We start from the raw sequence: 15,924 nt of genomic DNA on the forward strand, positions 1-15,924 counted from the left end.
CGATGATCGCTATGCAATATAATTTCTCCCTCCCCGCGGATTACGACATGGCAATCATCGATCGCCGCATCCGCGAAAAAGGCCCGCTGCTCGACAATCTCCCGGGCCTGAAGTTCAAGGCGTACCTGACGGCAAGAAAGGGCGACGCCGTCACAGGGAGCCGGCAGAATTTCTACTCCCCCTTCTACGTCTGGCAGCAGGAGGAGGGCTTGAGCGACTTCCTCTGCGGCCCCGGCTTCCTCGCCCTGACCGAGAATTTCGGCCGCCCTCAGATCAATACGTGGGTCGCCTGGCACGCGGAAACATCAGCCGACATTCGCCGCGCCGAATTCGCCACGCGCGAGGTGGTCGCAATCGATACCGAAACATCGCTTGCCGAACTCCGCGCAAAGGAGATCGAGGCAGCGGCGCAGGCAATTTCGAACAGCGAAGCGCTCGCCTCCGTTGTCGCCTTCGAGCCGACCCACTGGACGCTGGTGCGCTTCCGTCTACTGGCCGAGCCGCCGAAAGATCCGGCCCGATCCGGTCTGCAAACCTACAATGTCGGGCACCTCTCGCTGCCAGGCGTCGCCTGAAGTGTCACAGAGACAATCTCCTTGTTTTAAAGGACAGGCGGGCGCCTTATGGATGGAAGGTCTTTCTAAATCCAAAGAGTGATCCCCCAATGGTCGATATCGCAATGATCGAAGCCGCCCGCACTCGCCTCGGCGGCCGGGCGCGACGCACACCGCTGCTCTACTCGCCCTTTCTCGATGAGATCGCCGGGCGCCGCCTGTTCGTGAAGGCCGAATGCCTGCAGCATTCCGGCTCCTTCAAGTTTCGCGGCGGCTGGTCTGCGGTCTCGGCGCTGGAGCCGACCGTGCGCTCCAGAGGCGTCATCGCCTTTTCGTCCGGCAATCACGCGCAGGGCGTGGCATTAGCGGCAAAGCTGCACGGCGTCCCCTCAGTCATCATCATGCCGACGGACGCGCCGAAGCTGAAGATCGCCAATACCCGCGCCTTCGGCGCCGAAGTCGTGCTCTATGACCGCATCAAGGAAGATCGCGATGAGATTGGTGCCCGTATTTCCAACGAGCGGGGCCTGACGCTCATCAAGCCCTTCGATGAGCCGCAAGTCATCGCCGGCCAGGGAACGACCGGGCTGGAAATCGCCGAACAGGCGGCCGAAGAAGGCATTACGGCCGCAAGCGTCCTCGTCCCCTGCGGCGGCGGCGGCCTGACCTCGGGTATTGCTCTCGCGCTCGAATCCCGCGCTCCGGGTCTCAAGGCGCGCCCGTGCGAGCCGGAAAATTTCGACGACACCACCCGCTCGCTGGCCTCTGGCAAGATCGAGCGCAATGCCGCACTGCAAGGCTCGATCTGCGACGCCATCATCACGCCGCAGCCGGGCAACATTACCTTCCCGATCCTGAAGCGCCTCTGCGGCCCAGGCCTCGTCGTGACCGATGAGGAGGCACAAAAGGCCATGGCGCTCGCCTTCACCCGGCTGAAGATCGTCGTGGAGCCCGGCGGTGCCGTCGCGCTGGCGGCCGCACTCTTCCACGGCAAGGATATCGATGGCGATACCGTGATCGCCGTCACCTCAGGCGGCAATGTCGACAGGGAAGTTTTCGAGGCGGCACTGAGCCGGCAATAAAGCAATTCCAGGAAAAGTGTGACGCGGTTTTCCGTCCGGAATTGCGCGAAAACAGATGAGCGGAGTGGATTATCCGCTTCGCCTCAATTCACGGCGCGACGATAGAGCGCCAGCGACCCGGCAAGAGCCAAAAGCGCGCCGCCACAAGCGCGCTCGAGCCATTTTGCCCCTTCCGACTTCAAGACACGAACGGCCTGCGAGCCGAAGACCGCATAGCCGAACATGATCATGAAATCGAGCCCGGCGAAGATCGCGCCGAGCACGATATATTGCTGCATCTGCGGCGCCGAGGGATCGATGAACTGCGGCAGGAAGGCCGAGAAGAAGAGATAGCCCTTGGGATTGGTGACAGCCACCATGAAGCTCTTCAGGCCGATGGCAAAGGCTGTTCCCTTCGGCTGGCTCGCGCTCGCCTGCAGGGCACCGTCAATCGTTCCCTTCGACCGCAGCATCATGATGCCGAGAAAGGCAAGATAGGCCGCACCCACCCACTTCAGGGCCGAGAACCAGAACTCGGAGGTGGCCAACAGAGCGCCAAGACCGATGGCGACGGCGCTGATCAGAACCGCATCGGAAAGAACGGCACCGACCATGCCCGGCAAGGCGCGCCTGACGCCGAAGCGCGAGCCATTGGTGAGCGCCAGAAGCACGGTTGGCCCCGGCGTCGCGATGCCGATGAAGGAAACGGCGGCGAAGGCGAGCAACGTGGTGAGATGCATGGGGTCCCTCCTCTGGAAGGGAGGAAGGTTGCATGTGGGGCGGTGGTTAGCAAGGGGGCTTTCTTCCAGTCTGCCGCACCTCTGATACCCCCCTCTGTCGCGACAGCGACAGAGGGGCGCGCACTCTCCATCAGCTTGATCGGCGATAATTACACCACAGCCCCCGCGCTACCCCTCCAGCCCCGCATCCTTGGCCGCCAGCGCGCCAATCGCCGACCAATCCAGCTCTTCGCCGCCATGCGCCATCAGGTTGAGGAACCGATCCCGCAGCAGGCTCGCCAGCGGCAACGGTACGTTCAGCGCCTCGCCGGCAGCCAGCGCGAGCCGAATGTCCTTCTGGCCGAGCGGCGCGGTAAAGCCCGCCGGCTGGAACTTGCGGCCCGCGATCAACCCACCATAGGTCTTGTAGACAGGCGCGTTGAACAGTGTCGAGGTCAAGAGATCGAGATAGGCATGGCGGTCGACACCACCCTTCTCGACCAGCGCCATCGCCTCGCCAAGCGACTCGATCACCGAAGCAATAAGAAAATTGCCGCTGAGCTTGACGAGATTGGCGGACTTCGGCTCCTCCCCGAGCACGAAGGTTCGCTGACCGATGGCGTCGAAGAGCGGCATAACCAACCGGATGGCATCGGGCGCACCTGCCGCGGCAACAAAGAGCTTCGCCGCAACCGCAGCTTCCGGACGGCCAAAGACGGGTGCGGCAACGAAAAGCTGACCTGACGCGGCATGTTCCCGCGTCAACCTTTCGGACATGGCGACGCTGATCGTGCTTGCCGAGATATGAAGCGCACCCTTGCCGAGGCTGTCGAGAACGCCGCCATCGCCATGCACGACCGCCGACAGCGCATCGTCATGGGCGAGCATGGTGAAGACGGCCTCGCCGCCGCAAGCGTCCGCCACCGTTGCGGCAACCTTCGCGCCCTCGCCGGCCAAGGCTTCCGCCTTGTCACGCGAGCGATTGTAGACGGTCACTTCATGTCCTGCCTTGATGAGATTGACGGCCATGGCGCTGCCCATCTGGCCCAATCCGATAAATCCGACTTTCATTGGCATATCTCCTTCTCAATCCGCCTGCTTGGGGGATCGCAGGCGCTTCGCTTCAAGAAAAAACCCGCCGTCTTTCGACAGCGGGTTTCGGATATTTCAGGGTGCTGCCGCAGTCAGATGTCGGCAATCACACGCCAGACTGGCCGTCCGAACCGATATAGGCAATGCGCAGCATATTGGTGGCGCCCGGCGTACCGAGCGGAACGCCTGCCGAAATGATGATGCGATCGCCCGGCTTGCCGAAGCCTTCCTCGGCAACGATGCGGCAGGCATTGTTGACCATATCGTCAAGATCGGTCGCATCGTGCGTGACGACACAGTGCATGCCCCAGACGACGGACAGACGGCGCGCCGTCTGGATGATCGGCGACAGCGCCAGGATCGGAACCTGCGGACGCTCGCGCGAGGCGCGCAGACCGGTGGTGCCGGAAGAGGTGTAGCAGACGATGGCGGCAAGCTTCAGCGTCTCGGCGATCTGGCGGGCGGCGAGCGAAATCGCGTCGGCGCCAGTTGCCTCAGGCAAAGCGCGCTGAGCATAGATGATGCCCGGATAGTGCGGCTCGCGCTCGATCGTGCCGGCGATCGAGGCCATCATGGAAACGGCCTCAACCGGATAGTCGCCGGATGCGGATTCTGCGGAGAGCATGACGGCATCGGCGCCTTCGAAGACGGCGGTCGCGACGTCGGAGACTTCTGCGCGGGTCGGAACCGGCGCGGAGATCATCGATTCCAGCATCTGCGTGGCGACGACCACCGGCTTACCGGAACGGCGGCAGGCACGGATCAGCTGCTTCTGGATGCCGGGAACCGCTTCCAGCGGCATTTCCACGCCGAGGTCGCCACGGGCCACCATCAGCGCGTCGGAAAGCTCGATGATTTCCTCGATGCGCTCGACAGCCTGCGGCTTTTCGATCTTCGACATCAGGCCGACGCGGCCGTGCGAAATCTTGCGAACTTCCGTCAGGTCTTCCGGGCGCTGGATAAAGGAGAGCGCGACCCAGTCGACTTCGTTGGTGGCGAGAACGGCATCGAGGTCGACGCGATCCTTGTCGGTCAGCGCACCGACGCCGAGCAGCGTATCGGGCAGGCTGACACCCTTGCGGTCGGAAATCTTCGTGCCGGAAATGACTGTTGTGACGATGCTCTTGCCGTCGCACTTTTCGGCACGCAGCGCCAGCTTGCCATCATCGATCAGCAGGCGATGGCCAGGCTGAACCGATTCCAGGATCTCCGGATGCGGCAGGAAAACGCGCGTGTTGTCGCCGGGGATATCCTGATTGTCGAGCGTGAAAGTCTGGCCGGGCTTCAAATCGACCTTGGTTTCAGCAAACTTGCCGACACGCAGCTTGGGACCCTGCAAGTCGGCGAGAATGCCGATCGGACGACCACAGCGAGCTTCGACGGCGCGAATGCGCTGGATCAGCGTGCGCATCACGTCATGGCTGGCATGGCTCATATTGATGCGGAACAGGTCCGCCCCGGCCTCATGGAGCTTCTGGATCATTTCCTCCGAAGAGGAAGCGGGACCGAGCGTTGCGAGGATTTTGACTTTTCTGTTGCGTCTCATCAATTCTGGCTTTCTTGGCTGCCCGAGGGCTCGGAAAGCTGAACCATCCAGCTCGCCTGGCGCCCGGTGTCGTATTCCTTGAATCCCATCTTCTGATAGCCACGAGCGTAGCAGTCTTTGACACCTGGGATTTTGAATTCATTTTCCGCCACGCACATTTCGACGTCGCCCGTCCAGCGGCCGCCGCGGGCCGCATCTTCTGCGTAGAGGTAATAATAGCGGGATTGAAGCGGTCCCTCGATCAAAGTGGCGCAGGTATTGGCCGGAATCTGCCACCAGCCCTCCGTCACCCAGCCGTCCTTTCCGCGATAACCGACCGCCACACCGACGAGATTCTGCGTGCCGTTGCACGTTCGGAAATCGGCATGAGCCGCATTCGGCATGAAGAAGAACGGCGCTGCTGCAGCGAGGATGAGGAAGGCGATTCGGGCGAGCGGGCCTGACCGCTTAACGAAACGTGGCGCGACTTGGCTGGACACGGCTTCCAATTGGCTCCCGGTTATTCGTTGTTGCGTCTTCTTGCGCCGCCATCCCATGAATGTCAACGCAACTCTAATCGATTATATTTTCTTCACGGGATGCTGACGGCACCATGCGCCGTTCGTCATCCGATCGAAGTTGCGAACCTTGCACCTTCCATCCGCACATGCAATCAAACAAAGAGTTGAAAATTTCAATAACCGACAATCCGCATGATCGATTTCAGACCGTTTGAATTCATACCCGGCAATCGTGACAAAGGCATGGTCATTCTCGGCGACCACGCCATGCGGCACCTGCCCGCACGCTATGGCAGCTTAGGTCTGCCGGAGGCCGCGTTTTCCCGCCATATCGCCTATGACATCGGCATCGAAAGTCTCTGCCGCCATCTCTGCGCCCGGCTGGGCGTACCGGGCGTACTCGGCGGCTTCTCCCGCCTGCTGATCGACCCGAACCGCGGCGAAGACGACCCGACGCTCATCATGAAGATCTCGGACGGCGCGATCATACCGGGCAATCACCCGATCACGGATGAAGAATGGAACCGCCGTATCGAAGCCTTCCACCGGCCCTATCATAGGGCAGTCGACGAGACGATTTCCGCGGTCGCCGCGGCGACGGGCAAGGCACCGCTGATCTTCTCGATGCACTCCTTCACGCCGGCGTGGAAGGGTGTACCCCGCCCCTGGCACGCGAGCGTGCTCTGGGACAGCGACGAACGTGCCGTCGTGCCGCTTCTTGCAAAGCTCGGCGCCGATCCCGATCTGGTTATCGGAGACAACGAGCCCTATGACGGCGCCCTGCGCAACGACACGATGTTCCGCCATTGCATGATGAAGGGCATCCCGCACGCGCTGCTGGAGGTCCGGCAGGATCTGATCGGTGATGAGGCCGGCATTGTCGAATGGGCCGACCGGCTGGCACCGATCTTCGCCGAGATCAATGCCGATCCGGCGCTGCATGAATATAAGCGATATCCTTCGCGCACCGGCCCTTATGAGGCGTGAGCCGAAAAGCGAATTAAGGAGAAAGAGATGACCACGCTCACCCGGGAACAAGAGACCGAACTTGAAGCCGCCGCGTTCCGACGCCTCGTCGCGCATCTGCGCGAACGCAGCGACGTTCAGAACATCGACCTGATGAATCTCGCCGGCTTCTGTCGCAACTGCCTCTCCAACTGGTATCGCGAAGCGGCCGAAGAGGCTGGCCTGCCTGTCAGCAAGGACGAGTCCCGCGAAATGATCTACGGCATGCCCTACGAGGATTGGAAAAACCTGCATCAGAAAGAAGCCTCGCCTGTGCAAAAAGCCGCTTTCGAGCAGAACAAGCCGAAAGATTAACGCTCCCTTCACCAATTCGGCTTGACCTTGCGCGCCATTCGCGGCACGTCAACTGCCCGATCGAATTCGAAATACCGCGCAAGCCAGGAAGCGATGTGCCGTATCGGTGACTGGCCGATCTCATCTGCGACGGGCTGCAAGCGACCCCTTTAAGACCCTTTAGGAGAAGTGCATGGAAGAGAACAGCGTCGAGAACGTGGCCGCGGCGGAACTCCGTCAATTCATCGAGCGCATCGAGCGCCTCGAAGAAGAAAAGGCCGCGATTGGAAGCGACATCAAGGACGTCATGGGCGAAGCCAAGGGCCGTGGCTACGACACCAAGGCGATCCGCACCATCATCCGCCTTCGCAAGAAGGACGCGAACGAACGCCTGGAAGAAGAATCCATCCTGCAGACCTATATGGCCGCACTCGGCATGGAATAATCAAGGCTCTCATCGGCCTTGCGAGATGATCGGGAGCCGGCTTGCCGGCTCCTTTCTTTTTGAGCGCATGATCAGGCGAAAAGGCGAGCGATCAATTCGGCAGCACTGCCCTGCCAGAGTTCGCCCTTGCCGGTTCCCGACCAGAGAGACAGGAAATCCGGCGATCCCTTCGCCGTCGATGCGCCGCGCATGTCCCGGGTGAACTTGTTCTGCGCCGGAAAGGGAAGAATGGCGTCCGGCTTTCCATCCATCTCATCCATGAAACGGTTCTCGATGCCGCGTGCGAAGCGGCCCGAAAAGGCGCGCGTCGTCCGCGTATTACGGTCCGGCGTCTCAAGCAGCTTTTTGCGATAAGGCGCCGATGTCCCGGCTTCAGAGCAAGCAAGGAAAGCCGTGCCCATCTGGACGGCCTGTGCGCCGGCCTGAAGTGCCGCCCGGATATCGCCTGTGGTCATGATGCCGCCAGCCGCGATCAGCGGCACCCGAATGATACCGACACATTGATCAAGCAAATCGCGAAGGCCGATTTCCGGATCTGCCGCCCTGGCATCGAAAATGCCGCGATGACCGCCGGCTTCGAAGCCTTGCAGCACGACCGCATCCATGCCGCTCCCTTCCAGCGCCCTCGCCTCCTCGAGCGTCGTCGCCGTGCCGATCAGCGGAATGCCGGCCTTCTTCGCCTCTCGTACATGATCGGCTGGCAACAGGCCGAAGACGAAGCTGAGGCAGGCCGGCTTGAGGCGCAGAGCGGCCTCGAACTGCGTATCGAAATCCTCTTCATAGGGAGGAGCAAGCTGCGGCGAAGCCAGTTCCAATTCCTGGCGGTACCGCGCGGTCGCCTCCGCCGCTTGCTCAACCCGATCGGCGGCGACCTCCGGGATCGAATGCGGAATGAAGAGATTGATCGAAAACGGCTTGTCGGTTCGCTGCCGCACCTGAGCTGCAAAGGCTTCGATGGCCGCGGCGTTGTAATAGGCGCCGCCCATTGCGCCGAGCGCGCCTGCCGCCGATGTCGCCGCCACGAGTTCCGCCGACGAGGGGCCGCCGGCCATCGGCGCGACGATCAAGGGATGCTTCAGACCAAGCTGCTGAAAAAGATTGCTGTCCGTAGGGGCAGACATGTCCGTTTTCCTTTCAGGAAAGTCTGTTCAGGTCTTCATGCAACATAGGTGCCGCACGGCTGCTTCCCAAGCATAAGCTTGGGGAAATTTATACTTCCATCAGTTCCGTCTGAGCGCCGCGGTGCGGACCTCGATCGCCTTGACGACCGACACCATGTCTAGCCGGCCATTGCCGAGTTCGACGCTTTCCCCATAGAGAGCGCTGCAGAGATCGAGAACCGGCGACGCCATATTCGCGGCGCGGGCCGCCTCGGCAATCAGTTTCGTGCTGTTGAAGGCATCAGCCGTTGCCGCCTGCACTGAAAAATCCTGTGCGATAAGCTTCGGAATTTTCACGCGCGTCAGATCGCTGGCCATGGGACCGGAATCGATCGCAGCCTGGAACGTCTTGAGATCGAGCCCATTGCTCTCGGCAAAATGCGCCGCTTCGGCAAGCCCCGCCAGCATCGTGCAAAGATAGAGATTGACGGTCAGCTTCATCAATAGCGCATTGCCGACCGGGCCGCACAGGATCGTTTCGCGGCACATGGGCGCAAGCAACGGCCGCACCTCGGAAACCGCCTCCGGATCGCCGCCAAGCAAGGCCACAAGCTGCCCCATCTCGGCAGGCTTCCGCGAGCCAGAAACCGGGGCTTCCACATAGCGTCCACCGGCAGCGAGAATATCGGCGGCAAGCCCACGCGAATAGTCAGGTGGATTGGAGCCCATCGACACGACGATGTGGCCGGAGACCAGCTTGGCAAAGTCCGGTGTCCCGCGCCGAAGCACCTCGTCCAACACCATTTCGTTGACAAGCATGAGGATGACGATGCGGGCGCGCTCGAACACGTCCTCGACGCTTACCGCAACAGTCGCGCCTGCCTCGCGCAGCGGGTCGCCGGCGGCGGGCGAGCGGTTCCAGACCACGAGCCTCGTGCCGGCCTTCGCCAGATTGAGGGCCATCGGCTGGCCCATGACGCCGAGACCGACAAAGCCGATCTCCTCGCCCGGCGCGGCGCCGGGACGTTCGCTGACGTTGGTCATCATAACAACTCCGATAGTTCGGGTGACTATGCGATCTCTCGTGTCAGAGCCGGCGGGAGAGCTCACATGCCTCTCTCGCCGGATATCGGGTCATGGTCCGTTTAGAACAGGCGGTCCAGCCAATCATTCTTGTCCGGCGCACGGCCAAACTGGATGTCGGTCAGCGCGGCCTTCAAGCGAAGGGTCGTAGGACCAGCTTCACCATTACCGATGGTGAAGCCGTGTTTGTGGCCCTTCAGCTTGCCGATCGGCGTCACGACAGCTGCCGTGCCGCAAGCAAAGGCTTCGCTAAGGCGCCCGCTCTCGGCATCGGCCCGCCATTGCTCGATCGAATAGGGCTCTTCGCGAACGGTCAGGCCCATGTCGCGCCCGAGCTTGATCAGCGAGTCGCGGGTGATGCCCGGCAGGATCGTGCCCGTCAGCGGCGGTGTCTGGAGTGAGCCATCCTTGAAGACGAAGAAGATGTTCATGCCGCCAAGCTCTTCGATCCAGCGCTTTTCGACCGCATCGAGGAAGACGACCTGATCGCAACCTTCACGCTGGCCTTCGGCAAGCGCGGAAAGGCTTGCGGCATAATTGCCGCCGCACTTGGCAGCACCAGTGCCACCGGGAGCCGCACGCGTGTAGTTCTCGGAAAGCCAAAGCGTAACGGCCGACCCACCGCCCTTGAAGAAGGAAGCAACGGGAGAGGCGATGACACAGAAGACGTAATCGGTCGCAGGCCTCGTGCCGAGTGCGACTTCCGTACCGATCATGAATGGCCGCAGATAGAGCGATGAACCCTCGGCGGTCGGAATCCATTCGCGATCGATCTTGACCAGCTCGCGAACCGACTCGACGAACATATTCTCAGGCAGGGTTGGCATCGCCAGCCGCTCGGCCGAATTGTGGAAACGGCGCGCATTGGCGCTGGGGCGGAAAAGGGCCGCCCCGCCGTCGGGCAGATGATAGGCCTTCATGCCCTCGAAGATTTCCTGGGCATAGTGAAGCACGACAGTAGCCGGATCGAGAGCAAGCGCCTTGCGCGGCTCGATCTTGGGGCTGTGCCAACCGCGATCCTGCGAATAGCGGATCGTCACCATGTGGTCGGTGAAGATGCGGCCGAAGCCCGGGTTCTGCAGCAGCGCTTCCCGCTCGCTTGCCGTCGCGGGATTGGGGTTTTTCTGGATGTCGAAGGTTAATGTTTCGCCGTTGCTCATGGCTCCTCCAATGCTTCTTTTGTCACGGCTTTCGCCGCCCATCTCCCGAAGGATGGTGTAAATCAAATCGGGTGGTATTTGATTGCGTTTACGCCTGTTCTCACGCAAGTTTAAGAGCGATTTGCATAAAATTATGAGGCGAATCGCTATTTCTCGCCTGGAAGCCGACTATCGGTCTCATCGGGCTGCCATCAGAGCACTTTCGCAATGGCTTCGGCGGCCGCAGCGCCGGTTTCATAGGCGCCGTGCGCGGTAGAATAGCGCGCCCTCGAGCAGGCTTCTCCGGCAAAGAACAAGCGCCCGTCGCGGGGAGCGGCCAGGACGCCGCGGAGATCGGAAGCACCGGGCGTCGCATAGGAATAGGAGCCGCCGAAGAAAGGCTCTCCCGCCCAGGCTGACGCAGCCAAGGGCGACAGTTTCCTGCCCACATCGGCGCCGAAGGTGCGCTTCAGCTGCTCCACCGAAAAATCAAACATCGCATCGATGCCCTGCCGCTCCAGATCGAGCGCAAGATCGGCAGCGAAATAGGCTTCGATGACCGGCATGCCGAATGGCTTCAACTGATAGGCACCCGTACGCCGGCTGTGCTGCGATCCCATCACATGCGTATCGTCCGGAAACATCGCCGGTTCGGCAACGCGAAGGAAAAGCTTGTTTGCCAGGCCGAGCGGCAGGCGCGCTGCTGCGTCGATTTTCTCCGGCAAGGGCGGCCAGAAGGCGATGCGTTCGGCCGCAAGCACATTGGTGGAAACTGTGACAATGACGGCCTTTGCCCGCAGCTCACCCTTGCTCGTCGAAACAACGATATGATCGGCGCCGCTGTGGTCGATGCGGCTGACCTCGGCTCCGAGAACGGTCGGCACCGGCAAGCCGTAGGTCGCAACCAAAGTGCCGTAGCCCTGTCGCACGCGCCAGTCGGGACCGGGCCCGGGATCGTAGCGGCCGAGATCGATCACCGAGGACTTGTCGAGCTCTCCTCCGGTCATGAAGGCGCCGACGGCGTAAATCCTTTCACTCCACGGATCGTCGGGAGACAGCATGGTCGAAAGATCCGCGTCTTCATCGCCCTCGTAGTCATCGACACGCTCGAAAAAGTCGTTGATGGCAGCGCCTGCGGCCATTGCGCCCGGATCGTTTTGCTCCAGCCGATGGCCACCGTCGCTCCAGGGGGCGGGCGTGCGATCGACGATCAGGCCCACTTCCCCGGCAATCCCGGTCCAGGCGTTAGTACGCGCGCCATGCAGCCAGCCACAGCCGAGATCGAGCGCAGCCGCATCGGTCCCGAACGGATGGATCGAGCGGGCGCGCCCGCCGACCCGATCGGACGCTTCGAGCAGGACGATCGAGAGATCCGGCCGAAGCGATTGCAGCTGCCGGGCAGCGCTCACTCCTGCCGCTCCAGCACCGATCACGGCAACGTCGACCTCGCCGCCTCTCCAGGATTCGATGGGCATTCCAATTCCTTTTCGCGCAAACGCCGGAGAATAATCCAGCCGCACGACTTGGTGATATGAGGCTCGCCAATCCGCCGACGCGAACCCCTGCGACCATCTGTAGCCGACCTCGGCGCGGCCTGTAAACGGGCGCAGCGGCCGGGATACCAAATTGCCGCATTGAGCTGAAACGGCGAATGTCGTACGTGCTTCAGCCAGGCAGATAGTGAGGAAAGATCGTGCAGAAGCGGATCTTCGCAACAACGCAAGGACTGATGCGTATTTTATGCGCGGTCGCGTTGATGTCGATCGGTTTTGCGCATCATCCGGCTGTTGCCAGCGCCGCCGAACTACCTCCGCTGGAACTTGCGCAGTACCGCTTGCCGGATGGAAGCCTGCCCATCATCTGCACCACCGAAAAGACGGCTGACGGCAAGCAGCACGGCAAGACCCATATGGTGGGCTGCGAGGCCTGCCGGATTTCTGCCGCAGCGCTCCTGCCCCACCCACCGGCTGAAGTGTGCGACCATCTTGCGCTTGTGCGCCAGGATATGGTCGAACCCGAAACCGCGACATACCGTCGGCAGCTCCATCCGCCTAATTGCGGACCACGCGCCCCGCCAGCCTTCCAAACGCTTGCCTGAGCCTGTGCTGCGGCCGATGCCGCAGTCGCCTGGCCGGCAGCCTTCCTGTCGACGGCGGTTTCCCCTCCCCGTCACGCGGGCAAGCACCTTGCCATAAAATGCCTCGCGGGCAGCATCTGCCACGAGGCGCAGAACTCTCCCAAGGAAACTGATCATGATCCGATTGATATGCCATCGCGCAGCCTTCGGCCCCCACCCCGCCGAGACGACCGATGTCCACACCCTTGTTCCGACAGAGACGCACAGCCTTGGAGGCGACCATGCCGACGCAACTCAATAAGACGGCGGCCGGACGCCGCGCCTCTTTCAAGTCTCGTCGGCAAACGCCGATGTTTACAAAGGAGTGGTCGATTCCGGCGATTCTCACCGTCTTCCTGCTGGGTGTCTGCGGTCTGATCGCCTATTTCACCTGGACGCTCATGCCGTCGGCGGCGACGGTACAGAATCACGTCGGTGGCCCCTTCACACTCAGCGACGGCAATGGTCACCCGGCTGCCGATCCCGCGTCGAAAAAGCAGCCATAACTGCAGTCGCAGCCGACAAAGCTGAAAGGGAAACGAAAATGCCTCGGATGAAGACGCTGCTTCTTGCCACAGCCACGATGACTATCGCTCTTGCAGGTCAGGCCGTTGCACACGCTCACCTGAAAACTTCCACGCCTGCCGCCGATAGCATCGTCAAGCAGGCACCTTCGGTGCTCGATCTCAGCTTCACCGAAAGCCTCAATCTGAAATTCAGCGGCGCGACGGTCATCGGACCGGAGAAGAAGACGATCAAGACTGGTAGCGCCACACTGGCGGACAGCGACAAAACGCTGACAATACCTGTGAGCGACAAGCTCGCGCCTGGCAAATACACCGTCAAATGGCGGGTGCTTTCCAACGACGGCCACAAGACCAACGGCAGCTACAGCTTTACGGTCGCACCCTGATCACAAGGGCTGGCCGGCTATCCGACGACGCACTTCTTGACGAAATGCAGCCAGCTGTCGTTGCGCCGGATGGTCGCACGCGGCAGGCCGAACGGATCGTCGCCCGGCCGTGCCCGACCGCGGCGTGTCGTCGTCGCGGCGCTGTAACCGGCTTCATAGGCAAGCACGCGATCGAGTGGCGTTTCGTCGCCATAGGGAAAGCAGAAGGACGAAACGCCCTCATCAAGCAAATCTTCGAGCAGCTCGCGCGAATGCGTGATCTGACGGCGCGCCTCTTCCATGGGTAGTTGCGGCAGGCGAACGTGGTCAAGCGTATGCGACCCCACCTCATGCCCCAGGCTGTGCCAAGCCTTCAGCTGTTCGACCGACATGCAAGACGCATGCGCCACGCCAAGGGGGGCATCCCAGACATTACCGCCGCCGATCTGGTTTGCCACAACGAAATTCGTGGCGGTGAAGCCGAATTCCTGCAGCACGGGCAAGGCATTCTCATAAACATTGGCGTAGCTGTCATCGAAGGTGATGGCAGCGACTTTACCGGTCTTCTCGCCCCGGATGTAAGGCATTGCCTCACGCAGCGATACGCCCTGAATTCCAAGCTTCTTCAGCCATTCCATCTGACGACGGAACGCTTCGGGATGGACGACCATGCTTCTGAACGGCGCCTTGCGCGACGGCGGCGCCGCAATCTGATGATATGCGAGGATCGGAACAGCCACGATGGATCGTCTCAGATGATGCGGCGCGAGCGAAGTGCGATCTTCGCACGATAGAGCGGCCGCAACACCTCTCTGGAGAGCCTCTCAACCAGCGTCTTGTGGCTTTTGATCGTGCTGCCGCCGAGCTGGGGAGAAATCTCACGCACGCCGCCCGGCAGGACCGAGAGCGGAGATACGCGGGTAAACCAGCTCATCTGCACAGTGGTATCGACAGGCCTGTCGAAGACGGAGGTCGCTTCCAGCAGACGGATGGCGGCATCGCGGCTGACGAGCTGGGCTACCATGCCGAGACCGATCCGTGTCGGCTGAATGACATTAGTCTCTCCCTGGGAAAGAACACATCTGCCATGCTCCTTGCCCATACGAAATGGAAAGCGAATGAAAGAGCCCGGCTTCAGACAGGCCTTCGCGGCAGCAAAAGCCGCATGGAACGCATCGTCGATCTCGACATCGTCCTCGAAGATGAGACCTGCGTCGATATCCTGCTCGACGATGGCAGCCCAAGCCTTGCGATGCGACAGAAAGCAGGCGATCTCGCCCATGCTCATGGCAAACGGATAATACGGCTTCTGCAGCCGAGGACGGTAGACGCTGTCGATCTCGGCGGCACTCAGAGTGCGGCCATCGACTGCGTCGATAATCTCGCTTTGCACCGGAAGCTTCGCAGCAAGCCTTTCGACCTGTGGCATGCGATCACGGGCGCGAGCCAGATGGATGATGAAGCCGCGAATGACAGGCTGGTCCGGCGTGTCCCGAACAACACCGACCGGATTGGACGCAGGAGCGAACTCGAATCCCGTATGAGATCTTTCGAGCGGCATCGCCGAAGACGGGTTGAATTCGTGGGCTTGCATGAATGGATACCTCGAGGTCATATTTCGCGAGGCTCTAGCAATCCTGAATGAAAGCGAGCTTAGGCAAACCTGAGGCGAAACTGAAAATGGTTGTTTTCAACTGGTCTGAACAACTGAAAGAAGGCTAAACGAGCACGCTGATGCGGCCGCTCGCCATTTTGTCTTCAACCCAACGGCGTTCATCCAGCCAGGCATGGCGTTTCCACCCTTCCCAGCTGAAACCGCACAGCTTCACGTTCCATTCGTCGGCGGGCAATCGTGACAGCACATATCGGATGCCGAAGAAGCCGGTACTCGGGAAGAGCTGGTGCATCCGGCATTGGGTTACGCCGAGTTCCCTGCAGCCCTCGATGTAGAACTGCGGCGGCATGATGCGGATTTCCTTGCCGGCAGCACCGACCAATTCGATCGTCCGCATGGTCCAATCGCTTCGTCTGCCTTTCAGGCGCGAGAGAAGATTGGGCTTGGGGTGATATTTGCGGATAATGTCGGGATGATAGGCAAGCACGACCTCTTTGGCTGCCGTGAACGTCGCACTGGTCAGGAAGGTCGGGTCCGTCAATCGGCGCTGCATCGGCTTGCTGGAAGCTGCAAGCATAAGAATATCGGTGCGTGAACCGCTCATGCCGATCGAGGCCTTCGGCTCGTTGAAACGCATTGCAAATTCTGCATTGTCCACGACCTCCGAGAGGTCGCGCTGCAGCTCGCCATTGCCAATGATGATTGCCGTCTTACGGGTCAAATATGAATATCCATCAGGTCTGAAATCGCCGACCTAATGGAG

General features: G+C 61.1%; 19 protein-coding genes. 7 read left to right on the forward strand and 12 right to left on the reverse strand.

Going from position 1 to position 15,924, the window contains the following annotated elements; genetic code table 11:
- Positions 1 to 2: 2 nt before the first annotated feature.
- Together ABOK31_RS12585 and ABOK31_RS12590 are read left to right on the forward strand one after the other, a co-directional pair.
- Positions 3 to 575 (forward strand): DUF4865 family protein, encoded by a 573-nt coding sequence (locus ABOK31_RS12585; protein ID WP_349956253.1) that lies wholly within the window; start codon positions 3 to 5, stop codon positions 573 to 575.
- 89 nt (positions 576 to 664) lie between these two features.
- The gene (locus ABOK31_RS12590; protein WP_349956254.1) at positions 665 to 1,636 is read left to right on the forward strand and encodes a threonine/serine dehydratase; all 972 of its coding nucleotides are present in this window, start codon (positions 665 to 667) and stop codon (positions 1,634 to 1,636) included.
- An 83-nt stretch (positions 1,637 to 1,719) separates the two neighbouring features.
- Here ABOK31_RS12590 and ABOK31_RS12595 read toward each other — a convergent pair whose 3' ends face one another.
- The 4 genes from ABOK31_RS12595 to ABOK31_RS12610 all read right to left on the reverse strand — a co-directional run bounded on the left by ABOK31_RS12595 (position 1,720) and on the right by ABOK31_RS12610 (position 5,460).
- The gene (locus ABOK31_RS12595) at positions 1,720 to 2,355 is read right to left on the reverse strand and encodes a LysE family translocator (protein ID WP_349956255.1); all 636 of its coding nucleotides are present in this window, start codon (positions 2,353 to 2,355) and stop codon (positions 1,720 to 1,722) included.
- Positions 2,356 to 2,523: 168 nt separating this feature from the next.
- Positions 2,524 to 3,405, reverse strand: a complete 882-nt coding sequence (locus tag ABOK31_RS12600; RefSeq protein WP_349956256.1) for an NAD(P)-dependent oxidoreductase — start codon at positions 3,403 to 3,405, stop codon at positions 2,524 to 2,526.
- A gap of 127 nt (positions 3,406 to 3,532) precedes the next feature.
- Positions 3,533 to 4,972, reverse strand: a complete 1,440-nt coding sequence (pyk, locus tag ABOK31_RS12605) for a pyruvate kinase (protein WP_174176793.1) — start codon at positions 4,970 to 4,972, stop codon at positions 3,533 to 3,535.
- Positions 4,972 to 5,460, reverse strand: a complete 489-nt coding sequence (locus ABOK31_RS12610; RefSeq protein ID WP_174176794.1) for a DUF1036 domain-containing protein — start codon at positions 5,458 to 5,460, stop codon at positions 4,972 to 4,974. Before ABOK31_RS12610 ends, pyk begins: the two co-directional genes overlap by 1 nt.
- A gap of 204 nt (positions 5,461 to 5,664) precedes the next feature.
- Between ABOK31_RS12610 and ABOK31_RS12615 the strand changes: the two genes are divergently transcribed.
- The 3 genes from ABOK31_RS12615 (at position 5,665) to ABOK31_RS12625 (ending at position 7,216) form a co-directional block, all read left to right on the forward strand.
- Complete coding sequence (locus tag ABOK31_RS12615; RefSeq protein ID WP_349956257.1) at positions 5,665 to 6,459, forward strand: N-formylglutamate amidohydrolase; 795 nt, start codon at positions 5,665 to 5,667, stop codon at positions 6,457 to 6,459.
- Positions 6,460 to 6,486: 27 nt separating this feature from the next.
- Positions 6,487 to 6,792 carry a DUF1244 domain-containing protein gene (locus ABOK31_RS12620; RefSeq protein WP_349956258.1) on the forward strand — a complete coding sequence of 102 codons (306 nt, stop codon included), beginning with the start codon at positions 6,487 to 6,489 and terminating at the stop codon, positions 6,790 to 6,792.
- Between the two features lie 172 nt (positions 6,793 to 6,964).
- Entirely contained in the window at positions 6,965 to 7,216 is a 252-nt protein-coding gene (locus ABOK31_RS12625) for a DUF2312 domain-containing protein (protein ID WP_015341059.1), read from the forward strand.
- A 71-nt stretch (positions 7,217 to 7,287) separates the two neighbouring features.
- On the opposite strand, the gene ABOK31_RS12630 is transcribed toward ABOK31_RS12625, so the two are convergent.
- The 5 genes from ABOK31_RS12630 to ABOK31_RS12650 form a co-directional block, all read right to left on the reverse strand.
- Positions 7,288 to 8,337, reverse strand: coding sequence for a nitronate monooxygenase (locus ABOK31_RS12630; protein WP_349956259.1), 1,050 nt, complete (start codon positions 8,335 to 8,337; stop codon positions 7,288 to 7,290).
- 99 nt (positions 8,338 to 8,436) lie between these two features.
- Entirely contained in the window at positions 8,437 to 9,360 is a 924-nt protein-coding gene (locus ABOK31_RS12635) for an NAD(P)-dependent oxidoreductase (RefSeq protein WP_350019258.1), read from the reverse strand.
- Between the two features lie 101 nt (positions 9,361 to 9,461).
- Positions 9,462 to 10,559 (reverse strand): branched-chain amino acid aminotransferase, encoded by a 1,098-nt coding sequence (locus ABOK31_RS12640; protein WP_349956261.1) that lies wholly within the window; start codon positions 10,557 to 10,559, stop codon positions 9,462 to 9,464.
- Positions 10,560 to 10,750: 191 nt separating this feature from the next.
- Positions 10,751 to 12,013: an NAD(P)/FAD-dependent oxidoreductase gene (locus tag ABOK31_RS12645; protein ID WP_349956262.1), complete on the reverse strand. Its 1,263-nt coding sequence runs from the start codon at positions 12,011 to 12,013 to the stop codon at positions 10,751 to 10,753.
- 329 nt (positions 12,014 to 12,342) lie between these two features.
- Positions 12,343 to 12,759 (reverse strand): hypothetical protein, encoded by a 417-nt coding sequence (locus ABOK31_RS12650; protein WP_349956263.1) that lies wholly within the window; start codon positions 12,757 to 12,759, stop codon positions 12,343 to 12,345.
- A gap of 137 nt (positions 12,760 to 12,896) precedes the next feature.
- Here ABOK31_RS12650 and ABOK31_RS12655 point away from each other — a divergent pair, with 137 nt between their 5' ends.
- Entirely contained in the window at positions 12,897 to 13,160 is a 264-nt protein-coding gene (locus ABOK31_RS12655; protein ID WP_174176817.1) for a hypothetical protein, read from the forward strand.
- Positions 13,161 to 13,198: 38 nt separating this feature from the next.
- Positions 13,199 to 13,567: a copper homeostasis periplasmic binding protein CopC gene (gene copC / locus ABOK31_RS12660; protein WP_349956264.1), complete on the forward strand. Its 369-nt coding sequence runs from the start codon at positions 13,199 to 13,201 to the stop codon at positions 13,565 to 13,567.
- A gap of 17 nt (positions 13,568 to 13,584) precedes the next feature.
- On the opposite strand, the gene ABOK31_RS12665 is transcribed toward copC, so the two are convergent.
- The 3 genes from ABOK31_RS12665 to ABOK31_RS12675 all read right to left on the reverse strand — a co-directional run bounded on the left by ABOK31_RS12665 (position 13,585) and on the right by ABOK31_RS12675 (position 15,882).
- Positions 13,585 to 14,286 (reverse strand): polysaccharide deacetylase family protein, encoded by a 702-nt coding sequence (locus ABOK31_RS12665; protein ID WP_349956265.1) that lies wholly within the window; start codon positions 14,284 to 14,286, stop codon positions 13,585 to 13,587.
- A gap of 11 nt (positions 14,287 to 14,297) precedes the next feature.
- Complete coding sequence (locus ABOK31_RS12670) at positions 14,298 to 14,975, reverse strand: glycosyltransferase family 25 protein (RefSeq protein WP_234910320.1); 678 nt, start codon at positions 14,973 to 14,975, stop codon at positions 14,298 to 14,300.
- A gap of 289 nt (positions 14,976 to 15,264) precedes the next feature.
- A complete protein-coding gene (locus ABOK31_RS12675; protein WP_349956266.1) occupies positions 15,265 to 15,882 on the reverse strand; it encodes a hypothetical protein in 618 nt (205 codons plus the stop codon).
- Positions 15,883 to 15,924: the final 42 nt, after the last annotated feature.

The sequence above is a fragment of the Rhizobium sp. ZPR4 genome (genome assembly GCF_040215725.1).
Taxonomy (GTDB): domain Bacteria; phylum Pseudomonadota; class Alphaproteobacteria; order Rhizobiales; family Rhizobiaceae; genus Rhizobium; species Rhizobium rhizogenes_D.

Bases quoted from the DNA above. Each gene is read 5' to 3' on its own strand.
- ABOK31_RS12600 (WP_349956256.1), bottom strand. From the start codon at position 3,405: ATGAAAGTCGGATTTATCGGATTGGGCCAGATGGGCAGCGCCATGGCC.
- ABOK31_RS12670 (WP_234910320.1), bottom strand. From the start codon at position 14,975: ATGCCACAGGTCGAAAGGCTTGCTGCGAAGCTTCCGGTGCAAAGCGAG.
- ABOK31_RS12655 (WP_174176817.1), top strand. From the start codon at position 12,897: ATGCCGACGCAACTCAATAAGACGGCGGCCGGACGCCGCGCCTCTTTC.
- ABOK31_RS12625 (WP_015341059.1), top strand. From the start codon at position 6,965: ATGGAAGAGAACAGCGTCGAGAACGTGGCCGCGGCGGAACTCCGTCAA.
- ABOK31_RS12595 (WP_349956255.1), bottom strand. From the start codon at position 2,355: ATGCATCTCACCACGTTGCTCGCCTTCGCCGCCGTTTCCTTCATCGGC.
- ABOK31_RS12645 (WP_349956262.1), bottom strand. From the start codon at position 12,013: ATGCCCATCGAATCCTGGAGAGGCGGCGAGGTCGACGTTGCCGTGATC.
- ABOK31_RS12630 (WP_349956259.1), bottom strand. From the start codon at position 8,337: ATGTCTGCCCCTACGGACAGCAATCTTTTTCAGCAGCTTGGTCTGAAG.
- ABOK31_RS12615 (WP_349956257.1), top strand. From the start codon at position 5,665: ATGATCGATTTCAGACCGTTTGAATTCATACCCGGCAATCGTGACAAA.
- ABOK31_RS12585 (WP_349956253.1), top strand. From the start codon at position 3: ATGATCGCTATGCAATATAATTTCTCCCTCCCCGCGGATTACGACATG.
- ABOK31_RS12635 (WP_350019258.1), bottom strand. From the start codon at position 9,360: ATGACCAACGTCAGCGAACGTCCCGGCGCCGCGCCGGGCGAGGAGATC.
- ABOK31_RS12620 (WP_349956258.1), top strand. From the start codon at position 6,487: ATGACCACGCTCACCCGGGAACAAGAGACCGAACTTGAAGCCGCCGCG.
- pyk (WP_174176793.1), bottom strand. From the start codon at position 4,972: ATGAGACGCAACAGAAAAGTCAAAATCCTCGCAACGCTCGGTCCCGCT.
- ABOK31_RS12590 (WP_349956254.1), top strand. From the start codon at position 665: ATGGTCGATATCGCAATGATCGAAGCCGCCCGCACTCGCCTCGGCGGC.
- ABOK31_RS12640 (WP_349956261.1), bottom strand. From the start codon at position 10,559: ATGAGCAACGGCGAAACATTAACCTTCGACATCCAGAAAAACCCCAAT.
- copC (WP_349956264.1), top strand. From the start codon at position 13,199: ATGCCTCGGATGAAGACGCTGCTTCTTGCCACAGCCACGATGACTATC.